20 protein-coding genes and 5 tRNA genes are annotated in these 20461 nt (G+C 45.6%); 5 read left to right on the forward strand and 20 right to left on the reverse strand.

Features of this window, described 5'->3' with window-relative positions; genetic code table 11:
* Window positions 1–143 precede the first annotated feature (143 nt).
* The 15 genes from FHW36_RS22880 to FHW36_RS22955 form a co-directional block, all read right to left on the reverse strand.
* A complete protein-coding gene (locus FHW36_RS22880) occupies window positions 144–1349 on the reverse strand; it encodes a transglutaminase domain-containing protein (RefSeq protein WP_145672406.1) in 1206 nt (401 codons plus the stop codon).
* A gap of 82 nt (window positions 1350–1431) precedes the next feature.
* Window positions 1432–2631 (reverse strand): transglutaminase domain-containing protein, encoded by a 1200-nt coding sequence (locus tag FHW36_RS22885; RefSeq protein ID WP_145672407.1) that lies wholly within the window; start codon window positions 2629–2631, stop codon window positions 1432–1434.
* Between the two features lie 75 nt (window positions 2632–2706).
* Window positions 2707–3273 carry a transcription termination/antitermination protein NusG gene (gene nusG, locus FHW36_RS22890; RefSeq protein WP_145672408.1) on the reverse strand — a complete coding sequence of 189 codons (567 nt, stop codon included), beginning with the start codon at window positions 3271–3273 and terminating at the stop codon, window positions 2707–2709.
* Window positions 3274–3474, reverse strand: a complete 201-nt coding sequence (secE, locus tag FHW36_RS22895) for a preprotein translocase subunit SecE (protein ID WP_106527941.1) — start codon at window positions 3472–3474, stop codon at window positions 3274–3276.
* 107 nt (window positions 3475–3581) lie between these two features.
* Window positions 3582–3655 (reverse strand) — tRNA-Trp (locus tag FHW36_RS22900).
* A 101-nt stretch (window positions 3656–3756) separates the two neighbouring features.
* Window positions 3757–4944 (reverse strand): elongation factor Tu, encoded by a 1188-nt coding sequence (gene tuf, locus FHW36_RS22905; RefSeq protein ID WP_145672410.1) that lies wholly within the window; start codon window positions 4942–4944, stop codon window positions 3757–3759.
* Between the two features lie 265 nt (window positions 4945–5209).
* A tRNA-Thr gene (locus FHW36_RS22915) sits at window positions 5210–5281 on the reverse strand.
* 20 nt (window positions 5282–5301) lie between these two features.
* A tRNA-Gly gene (locus tag FHW36_RS22920) sits at window positions 5302–5374 on the reverse strand.
* 189 nt (window positions 5375–5563) lie between these two features.
* Window positions 5564–5648 (reverse strand) — tRNA-Tyr (locus tag FHW36_RS22925).
* A 56-nt stretch (window positions 5649–5704) separates the two neighbouring features.
* Window positions 5705–5778 (reverse strand) — tRNA-Thr (locus FHW36_RS22930).
* Window positions 5779–6029: 251 nt separating this feature from the next.
* Window positions 6030–6329: an HPF/RaiA family ribosome-associated protein gene (locus tag FHW36_RS22935; protein ID WP_145672412.1), complete on the reverse strand. Its 300-nt coding sequence runs from the start codon at window positions 6327–6329 to the stop codon at window positions 6030–6032.
* Window positions 6330–6490: 161 nt separating this feature from the next.
* Window positions 6491–7432 carry a tyrosine-type recombinase/integrase gene (locus FHW36_RS22940; protein WP_394349244.1) on the reverse strand — a complete coding sequence of 314 codons (942 nt, stop codon included), beginning with the start codon at window positions 7430–7432 and terminating at the stop codon, window positions 6491–6493.
* An 88-nt stretch (window positions 7433–7520) separates the two neighbouring features.
* Window positions 7521–7718, reverse strand: coding sequence for a 30S ribosomal protein S21 (gene rpsU, locus FHW36_RS22945; RefSeq protein ID WP_145672416.1), 198 nt, complete (start codon window positions 7716–7718; stop codon window positions 7521–7523).
* Between the two features lie 70 nt (window positions 7719–7788).
* Window positions 7789–8115, reverse strand: a complete 327-nt coding sequence (locus FHW36_RS22950; RefSeq protein ID WP_145672417.1) for a cupin domain-containing protein — start codon at window positions 8113–8115, stop codon at window positions 7789–7791.
* A 323-nt stretch (window positions 8116–8438) separates the two neighbouring features.
* Window positions 8439–9191 carry an XRE family transcriptional regulator gene (locus FHW36_RS22955; RefSeq protein WP_145672419.1) on the reverse strand — a complete coding sequence of 251 codons (753 nt, stop codon included), beginning with the start codon at window positions 9189–9191 and terminating at the stop codon, window positions 8439–8441.
* A gap of 109 nt (window positions 9192–9300) precedes the next feature.
* Between FHW36_RS22955 and FHW36_RS22960 the strand changes: the two genes are divergently transcribed.
* A complete protein-coding gene (locus FHW36_RS22960; protein WP_246121217.1) occupies window positions 9301–9747 on the forward strand; it encodes a hypothetical protein in 447 nt (148 codons plus the stop codon).
* A gap of 95 nt (window positions 9748–9842) precedes the next feature.
* Here the strand turns inward: FHW36_RS22960 and FHW36_RS22965 are convergent, their stop codons facing one another.
* Window positions 9843–10511: an SdpI family protein gene (locus tag FHW36_RS22965; RefSeq protein ID WP_145672421.1), complete on the reverse strand. Its 669-nt coding sequence runs from the start codon at window positions 10509–10511 to the stop codon at window positions 9843–9845.
* A 317-nt stretch (window positions 10512–10828) separates the two neighbouring features.
* Here FHW36_RS22965 and dinB point away from each other — a divergent pair, with 317 nt between their 5' ends.
* Genes dinB through FHW36_RS22985 form a run of 4 tightly spaced genes read left to right on the forward strand, consistent with a single transcriptional unit; the run spans window position 10829 to window position 15981 of the window.
* On the forward strand, window positions 10829–12043 hold the full coding sequence (gene dinB, locus FHW36_RS22970; RefSeq protein WP_145672423.1) for a DNA polymerase IV: 1215 nt from the start codon (window positions 10829–10831) through the stop codon (window positions 12041–12043).
* 15 nt (window positions 12044–12058) lie between these two features.
* Window positions 12059–15013: a DNA polymerase III subunit alpha gene (locus FHW36_RS22975; RefSeq protein WP_145672424.1), complete on the forward strand. Its 2955-nt coding sequence runs from the start codon at window positions 12059–12061 to the stop codon at window positions 15011–15013.
* Between the two features lie 39 nt (window positions 15014–15052).
* On the forward strand, window positions 15053–15505 hold the full coding sequence (gene parS, locus FHW36_RS22980; RefSeq protein WP_168765904.1) for a type II RES/Xre toxin-antitoxin system antitoxin: 453 nt from the start codon (window positions 15053–15055) through the stop codon (window positions 15503–15505).
* Window positions 15506–15522: 17 nt separating this feature from the next.
* Window positions 15523–15981, forward strand: a complete 459-nt coding sequence (locus tag FHW36_RS22985; RefSeq protein ID WP_145672427.1) for an RES family NAD+ phosphorylase — start codon at window positions 15523–15525, stop codon at window positions 15979–15981.
* A 52-nt stretch (window positions 15982–16033) separates the two neighbouring features.
* On the opposite strand, the gene FHW36_RS22990 is transcribed toward FHW36_RS22985, so the two are convergent.
* The 4 genes from FHW36_RS22990 to FHW36_RS23005 all read right to left on the reverse strand — a co-directional run bounded on the left by FHW36_RS22990 (window position 16034) and on the right by FHW36_RS23005 (window position 20444).
* On the reverse strand, window positions 16034–17356 hold the full coding sequence (locus FHW36_RS22990) for an aspartate kinase (protein ID WP_145672428.1): 1323 nt from the start codon (window positions 17354–17356) through the stop codon (window positions 16034–16036).
* An 80-nt stretch (window positions 17357–17436) separates the two neighbouring features.
* The gene (locus tag FHW36_RS22995) at window positions 17437–18510 is read right to left on the reverse strand and encodes an Ldh family oxidoreductase (protein ID WP_145672430.1); all 1074 of its coding nucleotides are present in this window, start codon (window positions 18508–18510) and stop codon (window positions 17437–17439) included.
* A 12-nt stretch (window positions 18511–18522) separates the two neighbouring features.
* On the reverse strand, window positions 18523–18837 hold the full coding sequence (locus tag FHW36_RS23000; protein ID WP_145672432.1) for a DUF3467 domain-containing protein: 315 nt from the start codon (window positions 18835–18837) through the stop codon (window positions 18523–18525).
* Window positions 18838–18971: 134 nt separating this feature from the next.
* Window positions 18972–20444, reverse strand: coding sequence for a SusD/RagB family nutrient-binding outer membrane lipoprotein (locus tag FHW36_RS23005; RefSeq protein WP_186452565.1), 1473 nt, complete (start codon window positions 20442–20444; stop codon window positions 18972–18974).
* Window positions 20445–20461: the final 17 nt, after the last annotated feature.

A 20461-nucleotide genomic window follows, 5' to 3' on the forward strand; every position in this document is an offset into this window, starting at 1 on the left:
TAAAGGGGATGCAAAGGTATATATTATTGTGAAATTGTCAAAAAGTATTTGAAATTGGGCATCCTTTTTGCTCTGGTTCACATTTTTTTTACAAATCTATTGCATTCCCGGGAAAATTTCCTTATCATTCGAAACCGCCAAAGTTACAACTTATCCGCCACTTGTACATAAAACAATTCCTTCCGCTGCTCCCTGGCTGTCTTTATATACTTATTCACAAAAACCTGCTCATTTACCACCTTCTCCTTCATCTCTCCTATCGCATCAGATAATTCCTTCATATTATGCTGCATGCTGTCATCTCCCACAGGAAGCCCGGCAAGCGCCTTCTCTGCTCCCAGCAGTTTCACTGAAATCCCATCAATCATCCGCCTGAGCGCCTCATCCTTCATTTCCGGAAGAAACTGATGGTTTTTAAAGGCTACATATTCGTTATACTGCTTCACCACCTCCGTATAATTCCTGTTAATCTCATTGAATTGATCTACACTCCGGTTCCTGGCTTCTATTTGCTGGTTATCCGCCAGCACCCGGATGGTCTGATCCATCCAGTCCAGCTCCGATACTATAAATGGATTACTCATTCCGCCATAACGCCGTATCCTCGCCGCCGCTCCCTGCAATCGCTCTAACCGCGACTGCCGTGCCCAAACATTCAGGGTATCGTTAAAGGCAAACACCGGACGTTTGGCTGCCGCCGCAAAGCCTTGGGCATTCAGCTCATCATGACGCAGTGGAAAAGATAACAACTGCCACAACGGATCGTATGGAATATGTCTTTTTACGGCCAACTGTGGTGATAATTGGAACCAGCTCCAGTTAATACCAGGTACAAACCGCCCGTTATCCACGGCGCCAGCTCCCCAGGTAGGATCCGTAATCGTCCAATGCCCGCCATCCTTCACGGCTACCCAGTCGTGCGAACCTGCAGGCGTCATCATATCCGGCAATAAGCCGTAGCCACTCACTATAACTGCATTAATTCCACCCGCCCGGCAAATCCAGGCGTATAACACTGCATAGTCTGTACAAAGCCCCTTCCGGGTACGCAGGGTCCTGGTCATCGCTACCAACGAATCCCGGTAGCTATTAGGCCTGTTCATGTTTTCCACGTCATAGGCAATATGCGTGGATATCCAGTTGAATAACGACTGCTGAAACGCCTGGCTCCCCCTGGTATGGGCTTTCAGCCATGTGGCTATCTCCCCCGGCGTAGTGGTTACAGTTTCCGGTATCTGAACAATAGCTGCGGTAGCCTCTTCTTTTACTGGCTTTACCGGCTTACCTTTCTGTGCACCTGCGGATATAAATAATAATAACCCAAGCAGTACAGCAATGGCTGATTTCATATGTGATGAAGATATAGGGAGTATAAAAAAAATATTTGTGCTAAACCCGACATACTAAAATATAAAAATGCCGGCCGCAAAACTACTTCCAGCTCAGTTTGTAAAACAATCTTTTCCGGAATAATTTGCCTGTCTTAATGTACTTCGTTACAAAATCCTGTTCCGCCGTTATCCTTTGGCGCATACCAGCCACGGCTGTACTGATTTCTGCAATGTTATTCCTGATCGGCGCCTCATTGGAGGTAACGCTCTTCAGCAATTTGTCGATATCTTCCAATTTTTTCGCCATTCCATCCACCCAATCCCGGATTTCCTGGTCAGGTTTGTTGGGGGTAAACTGCTGATTTTTAAACACCACGTATTCGTTGAAGGAATTAGTCAGGTCGTTATATTGACTGCTGGCGCGGTTCACTACACTTACCTGCAGGTTATACGTGGCCACGTGTTCATTTTGCTTAGTATAGGCAACGAGGTTTTTCAGGTTAGTCAGCTCTACTGAGATCATCTGGTTGGTGATCCCGTAGTGCTCCATCCTGTCGATCGCATTTTGTGCCCGTTGACTTTCATTCATCCTGGCAAACGCCGAGAGCGTGTCGGGGTAAGCAAATACCGGGTTGCCGGCTGCTGCGGTCCATTTACTGTCCCGGATTTCGTCGTGACGTAATGGATGATCCAGGAACTGAAACAATGGATCAAATGGCACGTGGGTATGGATATATTCAGGAGGTGTTACGCCAAAGTGTTTCCAGTTGAGCGATGCCACGTATTTATTGTTCTGTACATAACCTGATCCCCAGGTAGGGTCGTAGAGCAGCCATTTATTGCCGGTAAATGCGGCTACCCAGGCATGACTGGCATTATCCATCTTACCACCGGTGATGGTATATCCAGTCACCAGCCAGGCAGGAATATCAGCATGCCGGCAGATATCCACAAACAGGCTGGCATATCCCTGGCATACAGCGGTGCGCGTTTGCAGGGTCTTTTGGACAGCATCTGCAGTATCTTTATAATAGTCGGGTTTGAATGTATTCACCATATCATAAGTGATGTGCGAAGCCATCCAACCATAGATTGCTTTCAGCATATCCGTCTGACTAGCAAGATGCGTGCGCAGATATGTTCCCATGGCCGCTGAAGAGTTAGTAGCTGCCTCAGGAATAGGAGCATAGGTAACGGCTGCCGCGGGAGCTGGCTTTACCGGTTGCTTTATGTTGACTTGTGCATAGGTGGTGGTGCTAAGCGCAATACAGGTGGCTACAGCCAGGTATCGAATGTTCATTGTTGTGATACGGGTAAACAGAAAAAAGCGTCCCGAAATATCGGAACGCTTTTTCAATAAAGAGTTTATAAAAACTTATGCGAGTTTCTCTACCTGCATAAAGTTGAGTTCTACCGGGGTAGCGCGGCCGAAGATCTTTACAGTTACTTTCAGTTTCTTTTTGTCTTCGATCACTTCTTCGATGACGCCGTTAAAGTCGTTGAACGGACCATCGATGATCTTAATTGTTTCGCCAACGATAAAAGGTTCGCTCATAGTGAGTCCCTGATCGCTCAGTTCGTCTACCTTACCTAACATTTTATTGACTTCAGCTTTACGGAGTGCGATAGGTTTTTCCTTTCCGAGGAAGTGGATAACACCGGATACATTACGTATAGCTTGTATTACTTCATCGGTCATTTTACCATCTACCGCTTCGATCATCACATAACCGGGATAGAAGTTTTTTTCGCGCATTACTTTTTTACCAGCCTGCACTTTATAAACTTTTTCTACCGGCAGGAAAATCTGGCTGATAACGTTACCCCAATCGGAGCGGCGTACTTCAATATCCAGGTATTCCTTTACTTTTTTTTCCTTGCCACTAACAACGCGGAGTACATACCACTTTGTTTCCTGAGCAGGAAGATTGGCTGCATCCATTTATTTAGCTTTGAAAATTTCGTAATAGTGTGTTAACACAAAATTGGAAGCGGCATCCATCCCCCAAACCAGCGCGGTAACAAATATTGTTGCTATCAGAACAATCATGGTAGATGATTGGAGTTCTTGCCAGGTAGGCCAGGACACCTTATAAACCAATTCATGATAAGACTCGCGGAAATAATTTCTGATCTTATTCATTATGTAAAGTTAACGATTTATGGTCAATTGTTTAAAGCCTAAAAAATGGTTGACTTGTTTTATTTTGTAATAACAACAATTCAACCATTTAATTATTTTGTTAGACCTGGCACGGGTACTAGGATTCGAACCCAGATCAAAGGTTTTGGAGACCCGTATGCTACCGTTGCACCATACCCGTGTATAAAGCCATTAGCGTTGAGCTTTCAGCAGTCAGCAAATCTATATAAATTTTCTGACATTTAATCGCCGAAGCTAATGGCTTTTAATATTGTGAAATGCTTATTTCAGGATTTCAGTTACCTGACCAGCACCTACTGTACGACCACCTTCACGGATAGCGAATTTCAGACCTTTATCCATTGCGATTGGCTGAATCAGTTTCACGGTCAGTGTAACGTTATCACCAGGCATTACCATTTCAACACCAGCTGGTAATTCAACTTCACCGGTTACGTCAGTAGTACGGAAGTAGAACTGAGGACGGTATTTGTTGAAGAACGGAGTGTGACGGCCACCTTCTTCTTTGCTCAGTACGTATACTTCGCATTTGAATTCAGTGTGCGGAGTGATGGTACCTGGCTGGCAGATAACCATACCACGACGGATCTGAGTTTTCTCAATACCGCGGAGCAACAGACCAGCGTTATCACCTGCTTCACCTTCGTCGAGGAGTTTTTTGAACATCTCAACACCAGTACAAGTAGATTTCAGTGGTTCTTCCTGCAGACCTACGATTTCAACGTTCTCACCAACTTTGATACGACCGCGTTCGATACGACCAGTAGCAACGGTACCACGACCGGTGATAGAGAATACGTCTTCAACAGACATCAGGAATGGTTGATCAACCGGACGAGGAGGCAGTGGGATGTAAGAATCTACAGCATCCATCAGTTGGTCGATAGCAGCAACCCATTTTTCGTCACCAGCGAGAGCGCCAGTTGCAGAACCCTGGATTACAGGAACGTTATCACCGTCGAAACCGTTAGAAGACAGCAGATCACGAATTTCGATCTCTACCAGTTCCAGTAATTCTGGATCGTCTACCAGGTCAACTTTGTTCATGAAAACAACGATACGAGGTACACCTACCTGGCGAGCCAGCAGGATGTGCTCTCTGGTTTGTGGCATAGGACCATCGGTAGCAGCAACCACCAGGATAGCACCGTCCATCTGAGCAGCACCGGTAATCATATTCTTCACATAGTCAGCGTGACCAGGACAGTCAACGTGAGCATAGTGACGAGAAGCTGTCTGATACTCTACGTGAGCTGTATTGATAGTGATACCTCTTTCTTTTTCTTCAGGAGCAGCATCGATCTCATCATAACCTCTCTTCTCTGCCAGACCTTTATTTGCCAAAATCGTAGTAATGGCAGCAGTCAAAGTAGTTTTACCATGATCCACGTGGCCGATGGTACCAATGTTTACGTGGGGTTTATCCCGCTTGAAGGTTTCTTTTGCCATTGTATTTTCTTTTTAGATGGTTTGTAAAGATTGTATTGATAGTTGTTTTAAAAAAACGGTTTTACAAACTTGTACCGTTGATGAGAATTGAACTCATGGCCTCCCCGTTTTCTGTTGAAGATGGGTTGCTCTTCCATTGAGCTACAACGCTAAGTTTTAATTTCGGAGTGCGGAATTTACAAATTCGAATTCCGAAATTCGAATTTTATGGAGTTTGTTGAGGCGATTATTCACTCACTACAACTATTCTTCTAAAATTCATTTGAGCTGTTGAAGAGAATTGAACTCTCGACCTCTTCCTTACCAAGGAAGTGCTCTACCCCTGAGCTACAACAGCTTGAAAATTGCATTAATGCGAGCGGGAGACGAGGTTCGAACCCGCGACCTACAGCTTGGAAGGCTGTCGCTCTACCAACTGAGCTACTCCCGCATATGTAATTCACTAAGTTTCCAGCAACACATAGCAACTTTTCACTTATAGAATTATAGAATAAAAAAAAGAGCTTTAAAAGGCTGTTGTAGCACAAGGCCAGGGTAATCTTAGTATCTTAAATTACTCACCTTTCACTTAACAAGTATGTTCCGCCTCTGCGAAGGGCAAAAGCGGAACACGCTGTTTTGGTGGGCAGGATAGGATTCGAACCTATGAAGACGTAGTCAGCGGATTTACAGTCCGCCCCATTTGGCCGCTCTGGAACCTGCCCAAACATTCTTGGATTTTGTCGCCCGTCACTTTTCATGAACAAAGCAAAAATCGATGAGCCAGCAGAGGGATTCGAACCCCCGACCCACTGATTACAAATCAGTAGCTCTGGCCAACTGAGCTATGCTGGCATCTTTTCAAAAAACATTCTTTCAATTAAAGTATTTCTGTTCGTTTAACTCGTTGAAAGAGAGCGCAAAATTAAGAGTTTTTTTCAATTCTCAAAATCTTTTTTTCAGTTTGTTATAAATATTTAAAAATCTATCTACTTCCCTGAAGACGCCCTGCTATAAAGAACTTTGCTACTTTTACCAACCCTCTTTTTGAATCGGGATGGCAAAGGTAGCAAAGAGATTAATATTTCCAAAATTATTTCAGAAAATTATTGAAATTTCTTTTCCTTAGTACGTTTTACCTGGTTAACAAGTGAATCATAGGCTAAATCAAACGACTCTTCGAAAGACTTGGACTCGTGCTTGACAAATAGGTCCTGACGGGGTATTCGAACTCTGATTTCAGCTATTTTATCTTTAACCTGATGTGCTATATTATCCAATTTTAAAAAAACATCCACGCTTACAATACGATCATAAAAAGTGTTCAACTTCTGAATTTTCTTGTTCACGTGGTCAATCAATTTAGCATCCGCATCAAAATGCACAGTTTGAATTTGTACGTTCATAGCACTAATTTTTTAAATATTTAACAATCTAGGTTCTAGTTAGTAAACCATGGTCATAGGCACTCTCGTTTAGTAGAAAAGAACTTCATTACTAATATAGTCACTTTATTAATGCAATGCTGCTATACCGCGTAATATTTTGTTAAAAGCTGAAAAAAAATCTACGCCTTTGGGTGCGCCTGCTTATACACCTTCTTTAACTGCTCTATAGTGTTGTGCGTGTAAACCTGTGTGGCAGCGAGACTCGAGTGCCCCAGCAACTCTTTGATCGCATTCAGGTCTGCTCCATTATTAGCCAGGTGAGTAGCAAAAGTATGCCGCAGGATATGCGGACTTTTCTTCTTTAAGGTAGTGATCTGGTGCTCCGTGAGGTATTTTCGCACCATCAGGTACACGTACTTGGGATATAACCTTTGCCCTGTATGCGGATGCACCAGCAATACACCGCTCTCAAATTCCTCCAGGTGAACGCGCTTTTGCTCCATATATACGGCTATCTGCGACAACAGCCGTTCACTGATTGGTATAATACGCTCCTTCCCTCCTTTCCCCATTACCTTTACCGACAGGTTGCTGCGGTCTACCCTGAATTCCGGTAAAGCAATCAACTCCGACAACCGGATACCTGTCTGGTAAAAGATCTCAAAAATGAGGCGATGCGTTGTCCCTTCAAAATCGTCGGCGAAAATATGCAGGGAACTTACAGATACCGGGCTGATATTATCTTCCAGCGCGCGCATTCCCTTTTCCTCAATATAACCCGGCAAACGACGGCTTATTTTGGGTGCAATCACTTTCACCATAGGCGACTGTTTGACAAGCCCCTGGCGGAGACAATATTTGAAAAAGGATTTAAGCGTGGAAATTTTCCGGTTTACACTCTTAGCCGTCATAGCATCTTCCATCAGGTGGGCCAGCCAACTGCGGATCATTACATGACTGATATCACCTACCGGGGTGTTGCTATAACTGGCAGTAATGTAATCGAAAAACTGGAGAAGATCATTGCGATAGGCAATGCAGGTATGCGCGGAGTAACGCTTTTCGAGCTGGATATAGGAGATGAACCGCTCTGCTAATGAATATAATGGCTCGTTCAACACAAAAAGATTGATGATTGTAAAGTTATTAAATAACCTTACAATCATCAAATATTTTGAGTTGCAGTCAGCCTATGGCTAACGCAATTAATTAAGCATCGAATTTACCGGTAGCCAGCTGTTGCTTGTAAACGGCTTTTAACACCTCGTTACGACGTTTAACAGATGGTTTAGTAAAAGACTGGCGCGATCTCAGCTGCAGTAAAATGCGAGCTTTCTCAAATTTCTTTTTATACTTTTTAAGCGCCTTGTCTATGTTTTCGCAATCTTTAGAATCAATGATCAACATAATTTTTGCCTCTTATTTTTAGGAACGCAAAGATAATATAAGATTTATTAAAAAACAAAAGATTGCCGAATTATTCTGATTCTCCGCCTTCCGGGCCATAAAAGATCACCCACAACAGTATATCAGCTGTAAAATTCCGGAAGCGGTGCGTAGCCCCTGCAGGTACAAACAGGAAATCGCCTACTCCTACCTGCACTATTTTGTCTTCCAGCTCAAATTCCCCGCTCCCCCGTATCACCAGGTAAATTTCATCCTGGATATGTGGCTCCTGTCCATCTATTTCATCGGGACCAAAAATAATCCCCCTCATAGAACCGTGTTCAAACAATACCGCGAAATCATCATCGCTTTTCTGCAATTGTCGTAAAGACTCGGCAAAAGAAACATGAAACCTCATGCTGTGGTTGATTTAACGTGTGCTGTGATACCCCGAATTTAAGAAAGAAATACGAAACAAAGCGGCATATGTCTTCCCGCAGCAAGCGAAGATTGCCGGGGAAATGCCTGCAAAGGGGCCATTCCGGCAAATAGTGCAGCACCGTACCAATGGGATCCTATTAAATAGCAACAGAAATTAAGGCCACCCACGCGTGGCATATAGTGGAGTAACTGCAACTCCCCGGCTTGCCTTCTCTCCCGAAAAAACAATATCCGTGGGAGTATCAATGAAATCACCCGGAGAGAGATAACTTTCCCCGGATGACGGCTAATACGTTTATTTTAGTCTTTCAGCTTCTTTTTCAACAGACTTACCTGGTCCTGTAACTGGCTGACCATATCGGCCAGGTGGTTAACGCTCATACGGCTTTGCTGGCCGGCTTTACTGATAACGGCGTCGGATTGCCAAAGCTCCAGTACTTCTTCCATTTCTACCCCGTATGGCTCAAACTGGGGATTGTCGGATACCAGGGTGATTTTTGACTTAGCGCGGTTGTTCTTCTGGATCCGCTTAAATACAATTCCTTCGCGGGAAGTAACTACAATATACGTTTCATTGTTCTTGATCTCTTCCCAGCCATCTACCTTGTGGCAAACGATGACAGAGCCGGAAGTAACCGGGAGCATAGAGTCTCCGGCAATTTCAAAAGCCCGGTAATCGCCGGCGCCCAGCATGGGCAAGGTAAAAGTGTTCAGTTCCTCGATGAATTCATCATCATTATAACCGGCGAGATAACCGGCGGCCGCTTTTACCGGCACAAACTGGATGGCTTGCCTGGAAGTCCCCATTTTGAGCTGGCGGCGCTTTTCCAGGAAACTATCTTTCTGGGAACCCAAATCTCTCCGGAGCAGATCATCGATGGATACCCGGAACATATCACTTACCTGTTCCAGGATCTCCGTACGGGGCTCTGCACGTTCTTCCTCATATGCCCCCAGCAGGGAACGCTTGATACCGAGTTTATCGGCAAACTCTTGCTGCGTCCAGCCTTTTTGCTTACGCAGATATTTCAAATTCTGACATACTACGGACATAACCTAAATAATTTAGTACCTTGCTAACAAAATTAGCAAATATTTTTATGAATTACCAAATATATTCGACATTCATCGCTTATTTTTGCCCGGTAAAATCCAACTCGACATGTTAAACTATGTACACTCGTTCTTAAGATGGGCAATATTATTAGCTGGGATATGGGCAGTGATCCGCTCTCTCAGAGGTGTTACCGGTAAAACACCCTTTACCGCGGCAGACAGTAAAGCAGGACTTTTCTTTATGATCTTCTGTGACCTGCAGTTGTTAGTAGGGTTGATCCTTATGTTTGTGAGCCCGCTGGCCAAACAAGGTTTTGCGGATATGAGTGTAGCGATGAAAACACCGGTATTAAGATTTTTTACCGTAGAGCATGAAGTCATGGCTGTTATTGCCATTGCGCTGGTACATATTGGTAAATCCAAAATAAAGAAAGCCGCTACAGATGCGCAGAAACACAAGCTGGGCCTGATTTTCTTCGGACTTGCACTGGTTATTATACTGGCGCTCATTCCATGGCCTTTCCGCGAAGCGCTGGGCAAAGGATGGTTCTAGTCAATCATCTCTCTATAAAAATATTAAATGGCGTCCTTATCAGGGACGCCATTTCTTTTTGTATGAATTGACCACGGAATCAAAGCAGGTTTATATTATCCTTTATCCTTGTTATATAACCGGAAGGAGTAAATGTAGGGCAGGGCTGCCAGTACAATGGAGAGAAAGAAAAAGATGAACACCCCTGTAATCAGCGACAGGAAGAATCCGGCAATAATAGTCACAATACCTGCGCTTGTCCACAGGTTGCTGGCCATCAGGTGTGTTTCTTTCCATATCTGCGGGCTCTGCAGCGTCCACGGTGTCCGGACACCTATGTAATTATTGGGTTTTAACCTGCGGAGATAAAGCCCTATTCCGGTGATCAATATCCCCACCCCGACGAATGCCCAGCGCTCCATGACGAACGGGTTTCCCTGGCTTACCAGGAATATGATGACACAGGTAAAAACGGCCAGGCAGGTATGAATTAAAAACCGGATACGGTAATAGTCCTTATGTACGGCCTCTCCTTTCGGCACAGACTGGCTTTCATCCACAGCAGGGATATAGCGGAACAGGAAGTACAGCAGGCCGTTTGTAAAAAACAGGAAAATCATCAGTAAAAGGAAGTCACTTTTAGACCTTATTTCCGGGGAACCCAGTGGGCTTGCTGCAGCGGGAATGGCGGTGGGTAAATGATTCCAGATAATGGCGAGGTAAGCCATGGGGACCAGCAACAATGCGAGAATTAGTAATTCTTTGGTTAAATCCGGTTGTTTCATTGGAGATCAGTTTAAAGGTAAAACCATTCACATACTCCCTTTGTCCTTCATTTCCACTCTCTTACTCATTACATATTGAATGCCAGATATGCTACGTTAAAGTTACGAAAAATAGCAGCGCAAGATTTTTGAATATTTTTTTGCTAATTTTATTAGCAAAACTAAAATAATTAGTAAATTGCAGGTCCAGATGAAAGTGATTCCGGCTGGCAGGCCTATTGTCTTACTATCCTTCCCCATTGCCCGGTCCGCCATCCGTATCGCTTTTATACGGTGTACCCGATCCGTCCTTGTTTATCCCTTAAACCAACTTAGTTATGATTACTTTACAACAGCGCACCATTGCGCATTTCGACCTGGATTGTTTCTTTGTATCCGTCGAATGCCAGCGGGACCGCCGGTTAAGCGGGCAGCCGTTACTGGTGGGCGGCAGTAGTGACCGGGCCGTAGTAGCCGCTTGCAGCTATGAAGCCCGGCGCTATGGTATTCATTCTGCCATGCCCATGAAAACCGCGCTGCGGCTATGTCCGCATGCCATTATACGCAGCGGGGACATGGAACTGTACAGCGCTAAATCGAGGGAAATCACGGAGATGATTGCAGAGAAAGCGCCGCTTTATGAGAAATCATCTATCGATGAATTTTACCTGGATATTTCAGGGATGGATAAATTTTTCGGATCCCTGAAATGGACCACGGCACTACGGAAGAGCATCATGAAGGAATCAGGGCTTCCTATCTCCTTCGGGCTGGCATCTAACAAGCTGGTGTCTAAAGTAGCCACAGATGAAGCAAAACCAAATGGTCAGCTGGAAATACTGTTTGGTGAAGAAAAAAGTTTTCTGGCACCGCTGGCGGTGGAAAAGATCCCGATGGTAGGCCGTGAAACCGGCGCCCTGCTCAGGCGCCGTGGCGTAGAAACCGTGAAAACACTGAGCGAAGTGCCCATCTCCCTGCTTGAAGCATGGATGGGGAAAAACGGGATAGCCCTCTGGAAAAAAGCCAATGGGATCGATGAATCGCCGGTAGTGCCTTTCTATGAACAGAAATCTATCTCTACGGAAAGTACGTTCCCTGCAGATACTATCGACCTGGAATTCCTGCACGCGGAACTGGTGAGGATGACAGAAAAAATTGCATTCGAACTCCGTCAACAACAAAAACTTACCGGTTGTATTACCCTGAAAATCCGCTATGCTGATTTTGAAACGGTGACCAAACAGATGAGTATCCCCTATTCCTGCGCTGATCATGTACTGCTGGAAAAAGTAAAAGACCTGTTTAAAAAACTATATGACCGCCGCCTGCTGGTACGTCTGATAGGCGTACGTTTTAGTCACCTGGTACATGGGAATTACCAGATCAGCCTGTTCGATGACAAACAGGAAATGATTGCCCTCTACCAGGCCATAGACCAGATTAAAAACCGCTTTGGATGGGAATACCTGATGAAAGGCACCAATGTAAGCGCCCCCGGGAAGCGAGACCCGACAAGGCCACCCAAGGACATCATGCCCTATTTCAAAGCTTAACCCCGGTTTATTGGTATGTATCTCAACTGCAAAACATTCTTTAGTCTCCGCTATGGCACCATGTCGGCCGCAATGCTGGTTAAAAAAGCGCATGAACTGGGTATTGTCAGCCTAACACTTACCAATATCAACATGACCGCCGATGCCTGGGAGTTTGTAGACCTTTGCCGGCAATACCTGATCAAACCTATACTGGGATTGGAATGCAGGAATGGGAATGATTTTAAATACCTGTTACTGGCCCGTAACCAGGAAGGCTGGTATCATATCAACCACTTGTTGTCTGACTACCTGCAACAGGAGATTCCTTTTCCGGATATTGCCCCCCAGTTACCACATACGTTTGTCATCTATCCCTGGGGCAGCCGGTCGCCCGACAACCTGGATGCCCATGAACTGATAGGCATCCGGCCGTGGGAACGCAATAAACTTTTCAGAACCGATACGCTTGCCTGGAAAAAGAAGCTGGTGGTTTTACAACCCGTTACCTTCCAGGACAATGAACACTATGAATTACATCGCCTGCTTCGCGCCATAGATCAGAACATGCTGATCACCCAGCTCACACCCGCTATGACGGGGCATCCGGCCGAACAATTAACACCTCCGGCACAACTGGTTGATCACTTCTCTGCTTATCCGGATATTGTGCAAAATACCCTGGAAGTAATGGATGCCTGCCAGGTGGAGATGACCATGAACACACCCGGCAATAAAAAACATTTTACTGGCAGCGTAGCGGGCGACCGGAAAAAGCTGCGGGAATTGGCCATAGCCGGCATGGACCAGCGGTATGGCGAAGATCATACGGTGGCATTAGCACGCATAGAAAAAGAACTGGACATCATTGCCCAGCAAAACTTTGAAGCCTATTTCCTCATTACCTGGGATATTATCCGGTATGCCCGGGAACAAGGATTTTTCTATGTAGGTCGCGGTAGCGGCGCCAATTCCATTATTGCCTATTGTATTCAAATTACCGATGTAGATCCTATTGAGCTGGATCTTTACTTTGAACGATTCCTGAATCCTTACCGTAAATCGCCACCCGACTTTGATATCGACTTTTCCTGGCGCGACCGCGACCAGGTGATCCGTTATATTTTTGATACCTATGGACCGGAACATACTGCGCTATTAGGCACGGTGACTACCTTCCAGACGAATGCCATTATCCGGGAACTGGGAAAAGTGTATGGATTGCCGAAAAAAGAAATCGATAAAATACTGGAAAATGGTTTTCAGCTTCAGTTGGAAAATGATCATATTCACCGGCAAATTGCCCGCTATTGTGAGTTGATGAATACTACGCCGGCGTTCCCCAATCACCTGAGTATTCATGCAGGCGGTATATTGATCAGTGAAGCGCCCATACATCACTACTGCACTACTTATTTACCGCCGAAAGGTTTTGTAACGGCTCAATTAGACATGTGGCAGGCTGAACGTATTGGCTTGCATAAGTTCGATATCCTCAGCCAGCGTGGGCTTGGTCATATCCGGGATGCTATTGATATTATCCGGGAAAACAGGCAGGTAGAAATTGATATCCACGATGTGAAAGCATTTCAACAGGATCCCGGTGTAAAAAATAATCTTAAAACGGTTAATACGATTGGGTGCTTTTATATCGAATCACCGGGGATGCGTCAGCTGCTACAGAAACTACAATGCGATAATTATCTCGCCCTGGTGGCCGCCAGCTCTATTATCCGTCCTGGCGTGGCACAGTCGGGCATGATGAAGGCCTATGTAGAACGCTATCGCCATCCGGAGAAAGTCACCTATTTACACCCGGTAATTGAAGAGCTGCTGAAAGAAACTTTTGGTATCATGGTGTACCAGGAAGATGTCATTAAAGTAGCGCATCATTTTGCAGGGCTGGAGTTAGCCGATGCAGATACCCTACGCCGGGCCATGGGCGGGAAGTACCGGGAATCGAATGAGTTTAAAAACATTGAACATCGTTTTTTTGCTAACTGTGCCCAGCGTGGGCATCCCCCTGCTGTAACAGCCGAAGTATGGCGACAGATCGCCAGCTTCGCTAATTTTTCTTTTTCTAAAGCCCATTCGGCCAGCTTTGCAGTAGAAAGCTACCAGAGCCTGTACCTGAAAACATATTTTCCAGCTGAGTTTATGGTAGCGGTGATCAATAACTTTGGCGGCTTCTATAACCGGGAACTTTATTTCCGGGAACTGCAGAAAACCGGGGTAGACCTGCATCCACCCTGCATTAATAACAGTGACTACTATACGAATATCAAAGGCCGGCAGGTGTATGTGGGGTTCATTCATGTGGAGGGCCTGGAGCAGCAACTCGCGGAACGTATACTGGCAGATCGCCGGGAATACGGCCCTTTTTCTCACCTGGAAGATTTTACCAACCGTATTATGCCGGGAGAAGAACAGCTGGAAATACTGATCCGTATTGGTTGTTTCCATTTCACCGGTTATACGAAAAAAGAATTATTGTGGAAAAGTAGCCTGTTGGTGAGCAGGAGAGATAACAGCCATACCCATGCGCTGCCTTTGTTCAGCGCTATGACGGTAAGTTGTGAGTTACCCACGCTGGTGTATCATGCCCATGAAGACGCCTTTGATGAAATAGATCTGCTGGGCTTTCCCCTGCAATCACCTTTCCAGGTACTGCAGCATGCTCAACAATCGTATATGCCTGCCCGTGAGTTTGACCAGCATGTGGGATTACCTGTAACAACATTAGGCTACCTGGTTACCACCAAGAATTTACGCAGTGCCAAAGGCGAGCCTATGTGTTTTGGTACTTTCCTGGATAAAGAAGGAGCCTTCGTGGATACTGTTCATTTTCCGGATAGTTTGCGGCAATATCCTTTTCAGAAGGGTGGTTTTTATGTGCTGAAGGGCAAGGTGGTAAAGGAGCATGATGTGATTACCCTGGAAATCAATAAGATGTGGAAGATCGGCTATTTTGAAGACAAACAATTGAAATAACGACAAATTGTTGTATTTTTGTGACAAATGTCGGGTATTATGAAACATATTAAAGGATACCAGGTGCAGGAGAATGCGTTGCTGATCGTAGAACAGCCGGGGGCTGCTTATGTGGCCAGCAGTGGCTATTTTGATTTTATACAGCTTTCCCGCAGCGGGATTATCAAGCGGGCATTATTAAACCTGAGCAGGCAGATTTCATTTTCTTTGTCTGAGCTGGCACAGGTAGTACATATTTCAGAGAGAACGCTGCAACGTTATGCCGACGACGCGAAATTGTCGGCCGATACGTCCGAACGGGCCATCCTGCTTTCGCAGCTTTATCAACGGGGCACCGAAGTATTTGGTCACCTGGAAAACTTCAAGGAGTGGATGCGTACGCCGCTACCCGCCTTCAATTATCAGTCCCCTATTTCTTTGTTAGACACCACTTTCGGTTTTCAACTCATCCAGGATGAGCTGGGGCGTATTGAGCATGGCATCTTCGCGTAAATCAATGAAACAACAGCATGGAAGTATACAGGATCAGTAAATGCGCTTACATTAACGACCTGAGTGGAACGGGTGCACGTTTATACGGTGGAAGATGGAATAGTCCAGGACATGCCGTGATGTACACAGCTGGCAGCAGGGCTTTGTCGGCGCTGGAAGTGTTGGTACACATTCCGCTTAAAACCATTGTACAGGATTTCTGTATTGCCACCATTCATATCCCGGATAACGTTGCCATCAAAGTGCTGACCAAGCATGATTTACCTTCGGGTTGGCAGTCGCTGGCTCCTTTCCCGGCGCTACAGCAGATCGGGGACGAATGGATAGATACCGCCCGGTACGCCGTATTGAGAATTCCCTCTGTGGTGATTGCAGATGAATATAATTACCTGTTAAATCCCCTGCATCCCGATGCCGCGAGCATCAGCATTGTGGATACCCAACCTTTTGTGTTTGACCAGCGGCTAAAAAAATAAAAAAGCAGTGAAGACATGCTCCACTGCTTTTATGGAAAAATAGCATGGTCTTTTATTCCAGACCAAACAATCCTTTATTCAGCACTTGTAATGTTCTCTCTTTATACTGACCATTGATCAGGATAGAGATATTGTGCCTGCTACCACCGTAAGAGATCATGCGCAACGGAATTTCTTCCATGGCATCAAACAATTTAGTGATAATAGACGGCGTGGCAGCTACCTCGTTGCCTACAATAGATACGATGGTTTGGTGATAATCCAGTTCTACTGTACCAAATGGCTGCAGTTCTTTCAGTATCTGATCGAGATACTGATCGCTATCGATGGTGATAGATACTGCCACTTCAGAAGTGGTGATCATATCGATGGGCGTGCGATATTTTTCGAAAATTTCGAAGATCTTGCGTAGGAAGCCGTACGCCAGCAGCATGCGGCTGGATTTGATCTTGATGGCGATGATACCATCTTTGGCGGCAATCGCTTTAGCACCGTTACCATTAGGTAATTCGGTGATGATAGTACCTTTTGCTTCCGGCTGCATGGTGTTCAGCAATTTCACCGGGATGTTGAAATGCTGTGCAGGCCAGATAGAAGCCGGGTGGAGGATTTTAGCGCCAAAGTAGGCCAGTTCCGCCGCTTCATCAAAAGAGAGTTGTTCGATCGGAAAGGTTTTCTTCACTACGCGGGGATCGTTGTTGTGCATACCATCGATGTCTGTCCATATCTGCACTTCATCTGCCTGGATAGCGGCGCCGATCAGGGAAGCGGAATAATCGCTGCCTCCGCGTTTCAGGTTGTCTACCTCTCCCCTGGCATTGCGACAGATATATCCCTGGGTAACAAAGATGGTTTGATCTTTATGTTGACGGATCAGGTCGGCCAGTTTATTTTTTATTTTCGGAATTTCCGGCTCTTCATATTCATCGATACTCATGAAGTCGAGCGCAGGCAGCAATACCGCCTGGATGCCGGCTTCTTCGAGATATACACAGAAGAGACGGGTAGATAATAATTCGCCCTGGGCGAGAATATCTTTATTCAGTGCCTCATTGAAAGATATCTTCAGGATGATATTCAGAAATTCGAAGTGTTCATCAACGATCGCCTTGGCTTTAGCGCGGCCGGCGTCCTGTTTCACTAAATCATTGCAAAAAGTACGGTAGTGGCTTTCCAGCTTATCAATCTGCTGCTTGGCCAGTTCCTTTTTACCTCCTGACAATGACTGGCTGATTTCCACAAGAGAGTTTGTGGTGCCTGACAGTGCGGAAAGGACCACAATTTTCTGATCTTTATCTGCTGTGATCAGTTGTGATACCGACTGCATACGCTCTGGTTTTCCCACGGAGGTTCCACCAAATTTTAACACTTTCATCTGAATGTTTTGTTTTTGCTTTAGCAACCTGAAATCCAGCACGGGCTTTATTCCGGGTGTTTTTTATGAATGATGGTGATTTAAAAATTCAAATTAAATTTTGCCGCTACGTCCTTCATATCCTTTACCACGGGCGCTATTACGGGAATACCATTTTCCAGTCGTTCGTGGTGCATTTCTCTTTCAGGATCGCCAGGTATCAGTACTTTTTTACCGGGGATCGCTTCAGCATTGCGGAAGCGGCTGATCCAGGTATCCATATTGGATTTAAACTCATCGGCCGGCCGGAAGGCATCTACCCGCATGGCGCCGAAGAAATGTCCCAGGCCTTCCCCTACCGGGTTGGGCGACAGCGGCAGAAAACTTACAAATGGCGGCGCCCAGGGCCCATAGTTGGCTCCTGAAAGAACGGCCGAAAATATGTCAACAATTGCTCCCAAACAATACCCTTTATGGCTTCCGTGTTCCCGGTCGCCGCCGAGGGGCAGCAAAGCCCCGCCATCCTTGAGTTCATGCGGATTTTTGCTGGGGTGACCGTTTTTATCCTGTATCCAGCCATAAGGCGCCTCTTCATTTTTACGTTGCAGGATTTCCAGTTTACCATTGGCAGCGGTGGTGGTGGCAAAATCGGCCACAAAAGCCGGTTGCTCTTTTGCAGGAATGGCCACGGCAATGGGGTTGGTGCCCAGCATACGTTCCGTGGAAAAGGTGGGCGCTACGAGGGGACTGGCATTCGTCATTGCCATGCCGATCATATCCTGTTCCAATGCCATCATAGCATGGTAACCGGCAATACCGAAGTGATTGGAGTTTTTAACGCTCACCCAGCCGGTACCAACCGCTGCTGCTTTTTGCATGGCTATTTCCATGGCATATGGCGCCACTACCAGGCCTAAGCCGGCATCGCCATCCACCACGGCGGTGCTGGGGGTTTCGTGTACAATACGGATATGGGGACGGGGATTGATCCGTTTCGCCTCCCATAAACGCACATAGCCCGACAGGCGTGCTATGCCATGAGAATCGATGCCTCTCAGATCGGCCGACACCAGCACTTCGCTGGCCAACGTAGCATGTTCCAGGCTACAACCCATGTGGATAAATACCTCGCGGGTGAATTCCCTCAAATGATGATAAGAAAAAATATGTTCCATCTGACTTACGAATTATGCCTGAGCAGTAGGTCCACCAAAATTTAAAGGTACAGATACCTGCTCCTGGTCCTGGATAGGCCCATGTATAGATTCGTATTTCTTAATATTATCCAGCATGGCCTTCATAAAGCGCTTGGCATGCTGAGGGGTGAGGATGATACGGGATTTCACTTTTGCCTTGGGTAAACCGGGCATTACATTGACAAAGTCCACTACGAACTCGGCGTTGGAATGGGTAATAATAGCGAGATTCGCATATTGCCCTTCGGCTATTTCTTCATTCAACTCAATATTAAGCTGATTCTGTTCTTCGTGCTGATTTTCCATATTGTAAGATTTTGCCGTACAAAAATAGAAAAAGAGGGCTCAAATAAGCCCTCTTTTTTTTATTGACTAGTATATTGACCACTAATAATAGTCCTCTTCGTCAAATTTGCTATGCAATATGCTTGCTGCCGGCATCAATTAACGCCTGTGCGGGTGTCCCAGTACATTTGTGCACCCCAGTAGTTATCTTTTATAGAACCCACCGCTGCACCGCTGTTGGCGCCGTTCAGGGTAGTTTCACTGTTAGGATAAGGCAGGCGGAAAGATGTACGGGTATGGCCCGGATAAGGAGATCCTGAGGCAGCTGGCAATAAAGGCACATCTGTTCTTCTAGTTTCAGCCCATGCTTCATGACCGTCTTTAAACAGGGCAAGCCATTTCTGGATATATATCTTTTTCACGTCGCCATCCCATTTTACGCCGGCACTTGCTTTATATGCCGCATTGGATACGCCGTTTTCTTCCAGTGAAAGATCAATACCAGCTTCGTAGGCGTCTTTTGCGCTTACGCCTACATTCCAGCCATTAACAGCAGCTTCTGCCAGGATGAATTTCACTTCTGCGGCACGCATAAATGGAGTAAATCCGGTTCTATTATCCCTGAAACGGGCGCCGATCCTGGAATACAAGGCAATAGAAGGCAGTTTTTCGCTATCCTTGATGCCAATGCCCACACCGCGGTATTTACCATCACCTGTAGCAGGTTTAGCATAGACAGGGAGACGGGGATCATTTAACTCGAGGAGTTTATTAACCAGGACATCGCTGACAGCATGGTCGTCGCGACCATCGTCGTACTTGTTGGAAGACCAGGGTTCGTTATTAGGTTTACCGCCTGGCCAGTTCAGGAACGCATTATCAGCGTTTCCTGTCATCACAGGGAATTTTGCTGGGTTGCCTGTAATTTCCTCGATATTTGCTTTGGCAGTTGCCTGGTCTTTCTTGCTTAAACGGATAGCTACTCTTAACCGCAGGGAGTTGCAGAACTGACGCCATTTGGTTACATCTGTTTGAAACAGCACATCCCCGTCGCCCAGTACATCGGCACTGTTCTTTGCAAAGAGATCATTAGCAGTTTTCAGATCTGCCAATATAGCTGCATAAATATCCTTTTGGCTATCATACTTAGGTGTAATTACACCACTATTACCTTTTATAGCATCGGAGTAAGGAATGTCACCCCAGGTATCAGTGGCTATTTGTGCTACATAGCACTTGAAAGTAAGCGCAACCGCCTGTTGGTTTATCTTATTATTGGCGATAGCATCATTGATAGTGATCTGGAGGTTATTCAACACACTGTAGTGATAAGCCCAGAAATTCTCAATAGCTGCTGGTCTGAATACATTACGCGCTTCATCAATGTATTGTATTTTACCCAGGTGCCCCCCGAAACATTCAGGTTCATTCATGTCAGCGGTCGCATCAAAAAGGTTTTGTGCGTAATAGACAATGGAATATGCCAATGTATTATTACCTGGCACCTTCAATGGTCTATTAGGATCCGTATTTATTTTATCAAAGTTTTTGGTGCAACTCCCTCCAGTCATCATTATCAACGCCCCGACCAGAAAATATTTTGATAGTCTTCTATTATACAGTTTCATAATACTAATTTTAATTA

It is taken from the genome of Chitinophaga polysaccharea (assembly GCF_007829335.1).
Taxonomy (GTDB): domain Bacteria; phylum Bacteroidota; class Bacteroidia; order Chitinophagales; family Chitinophagaceae; genus Chitinophaga; species Chitinophaga polysaccharea_B.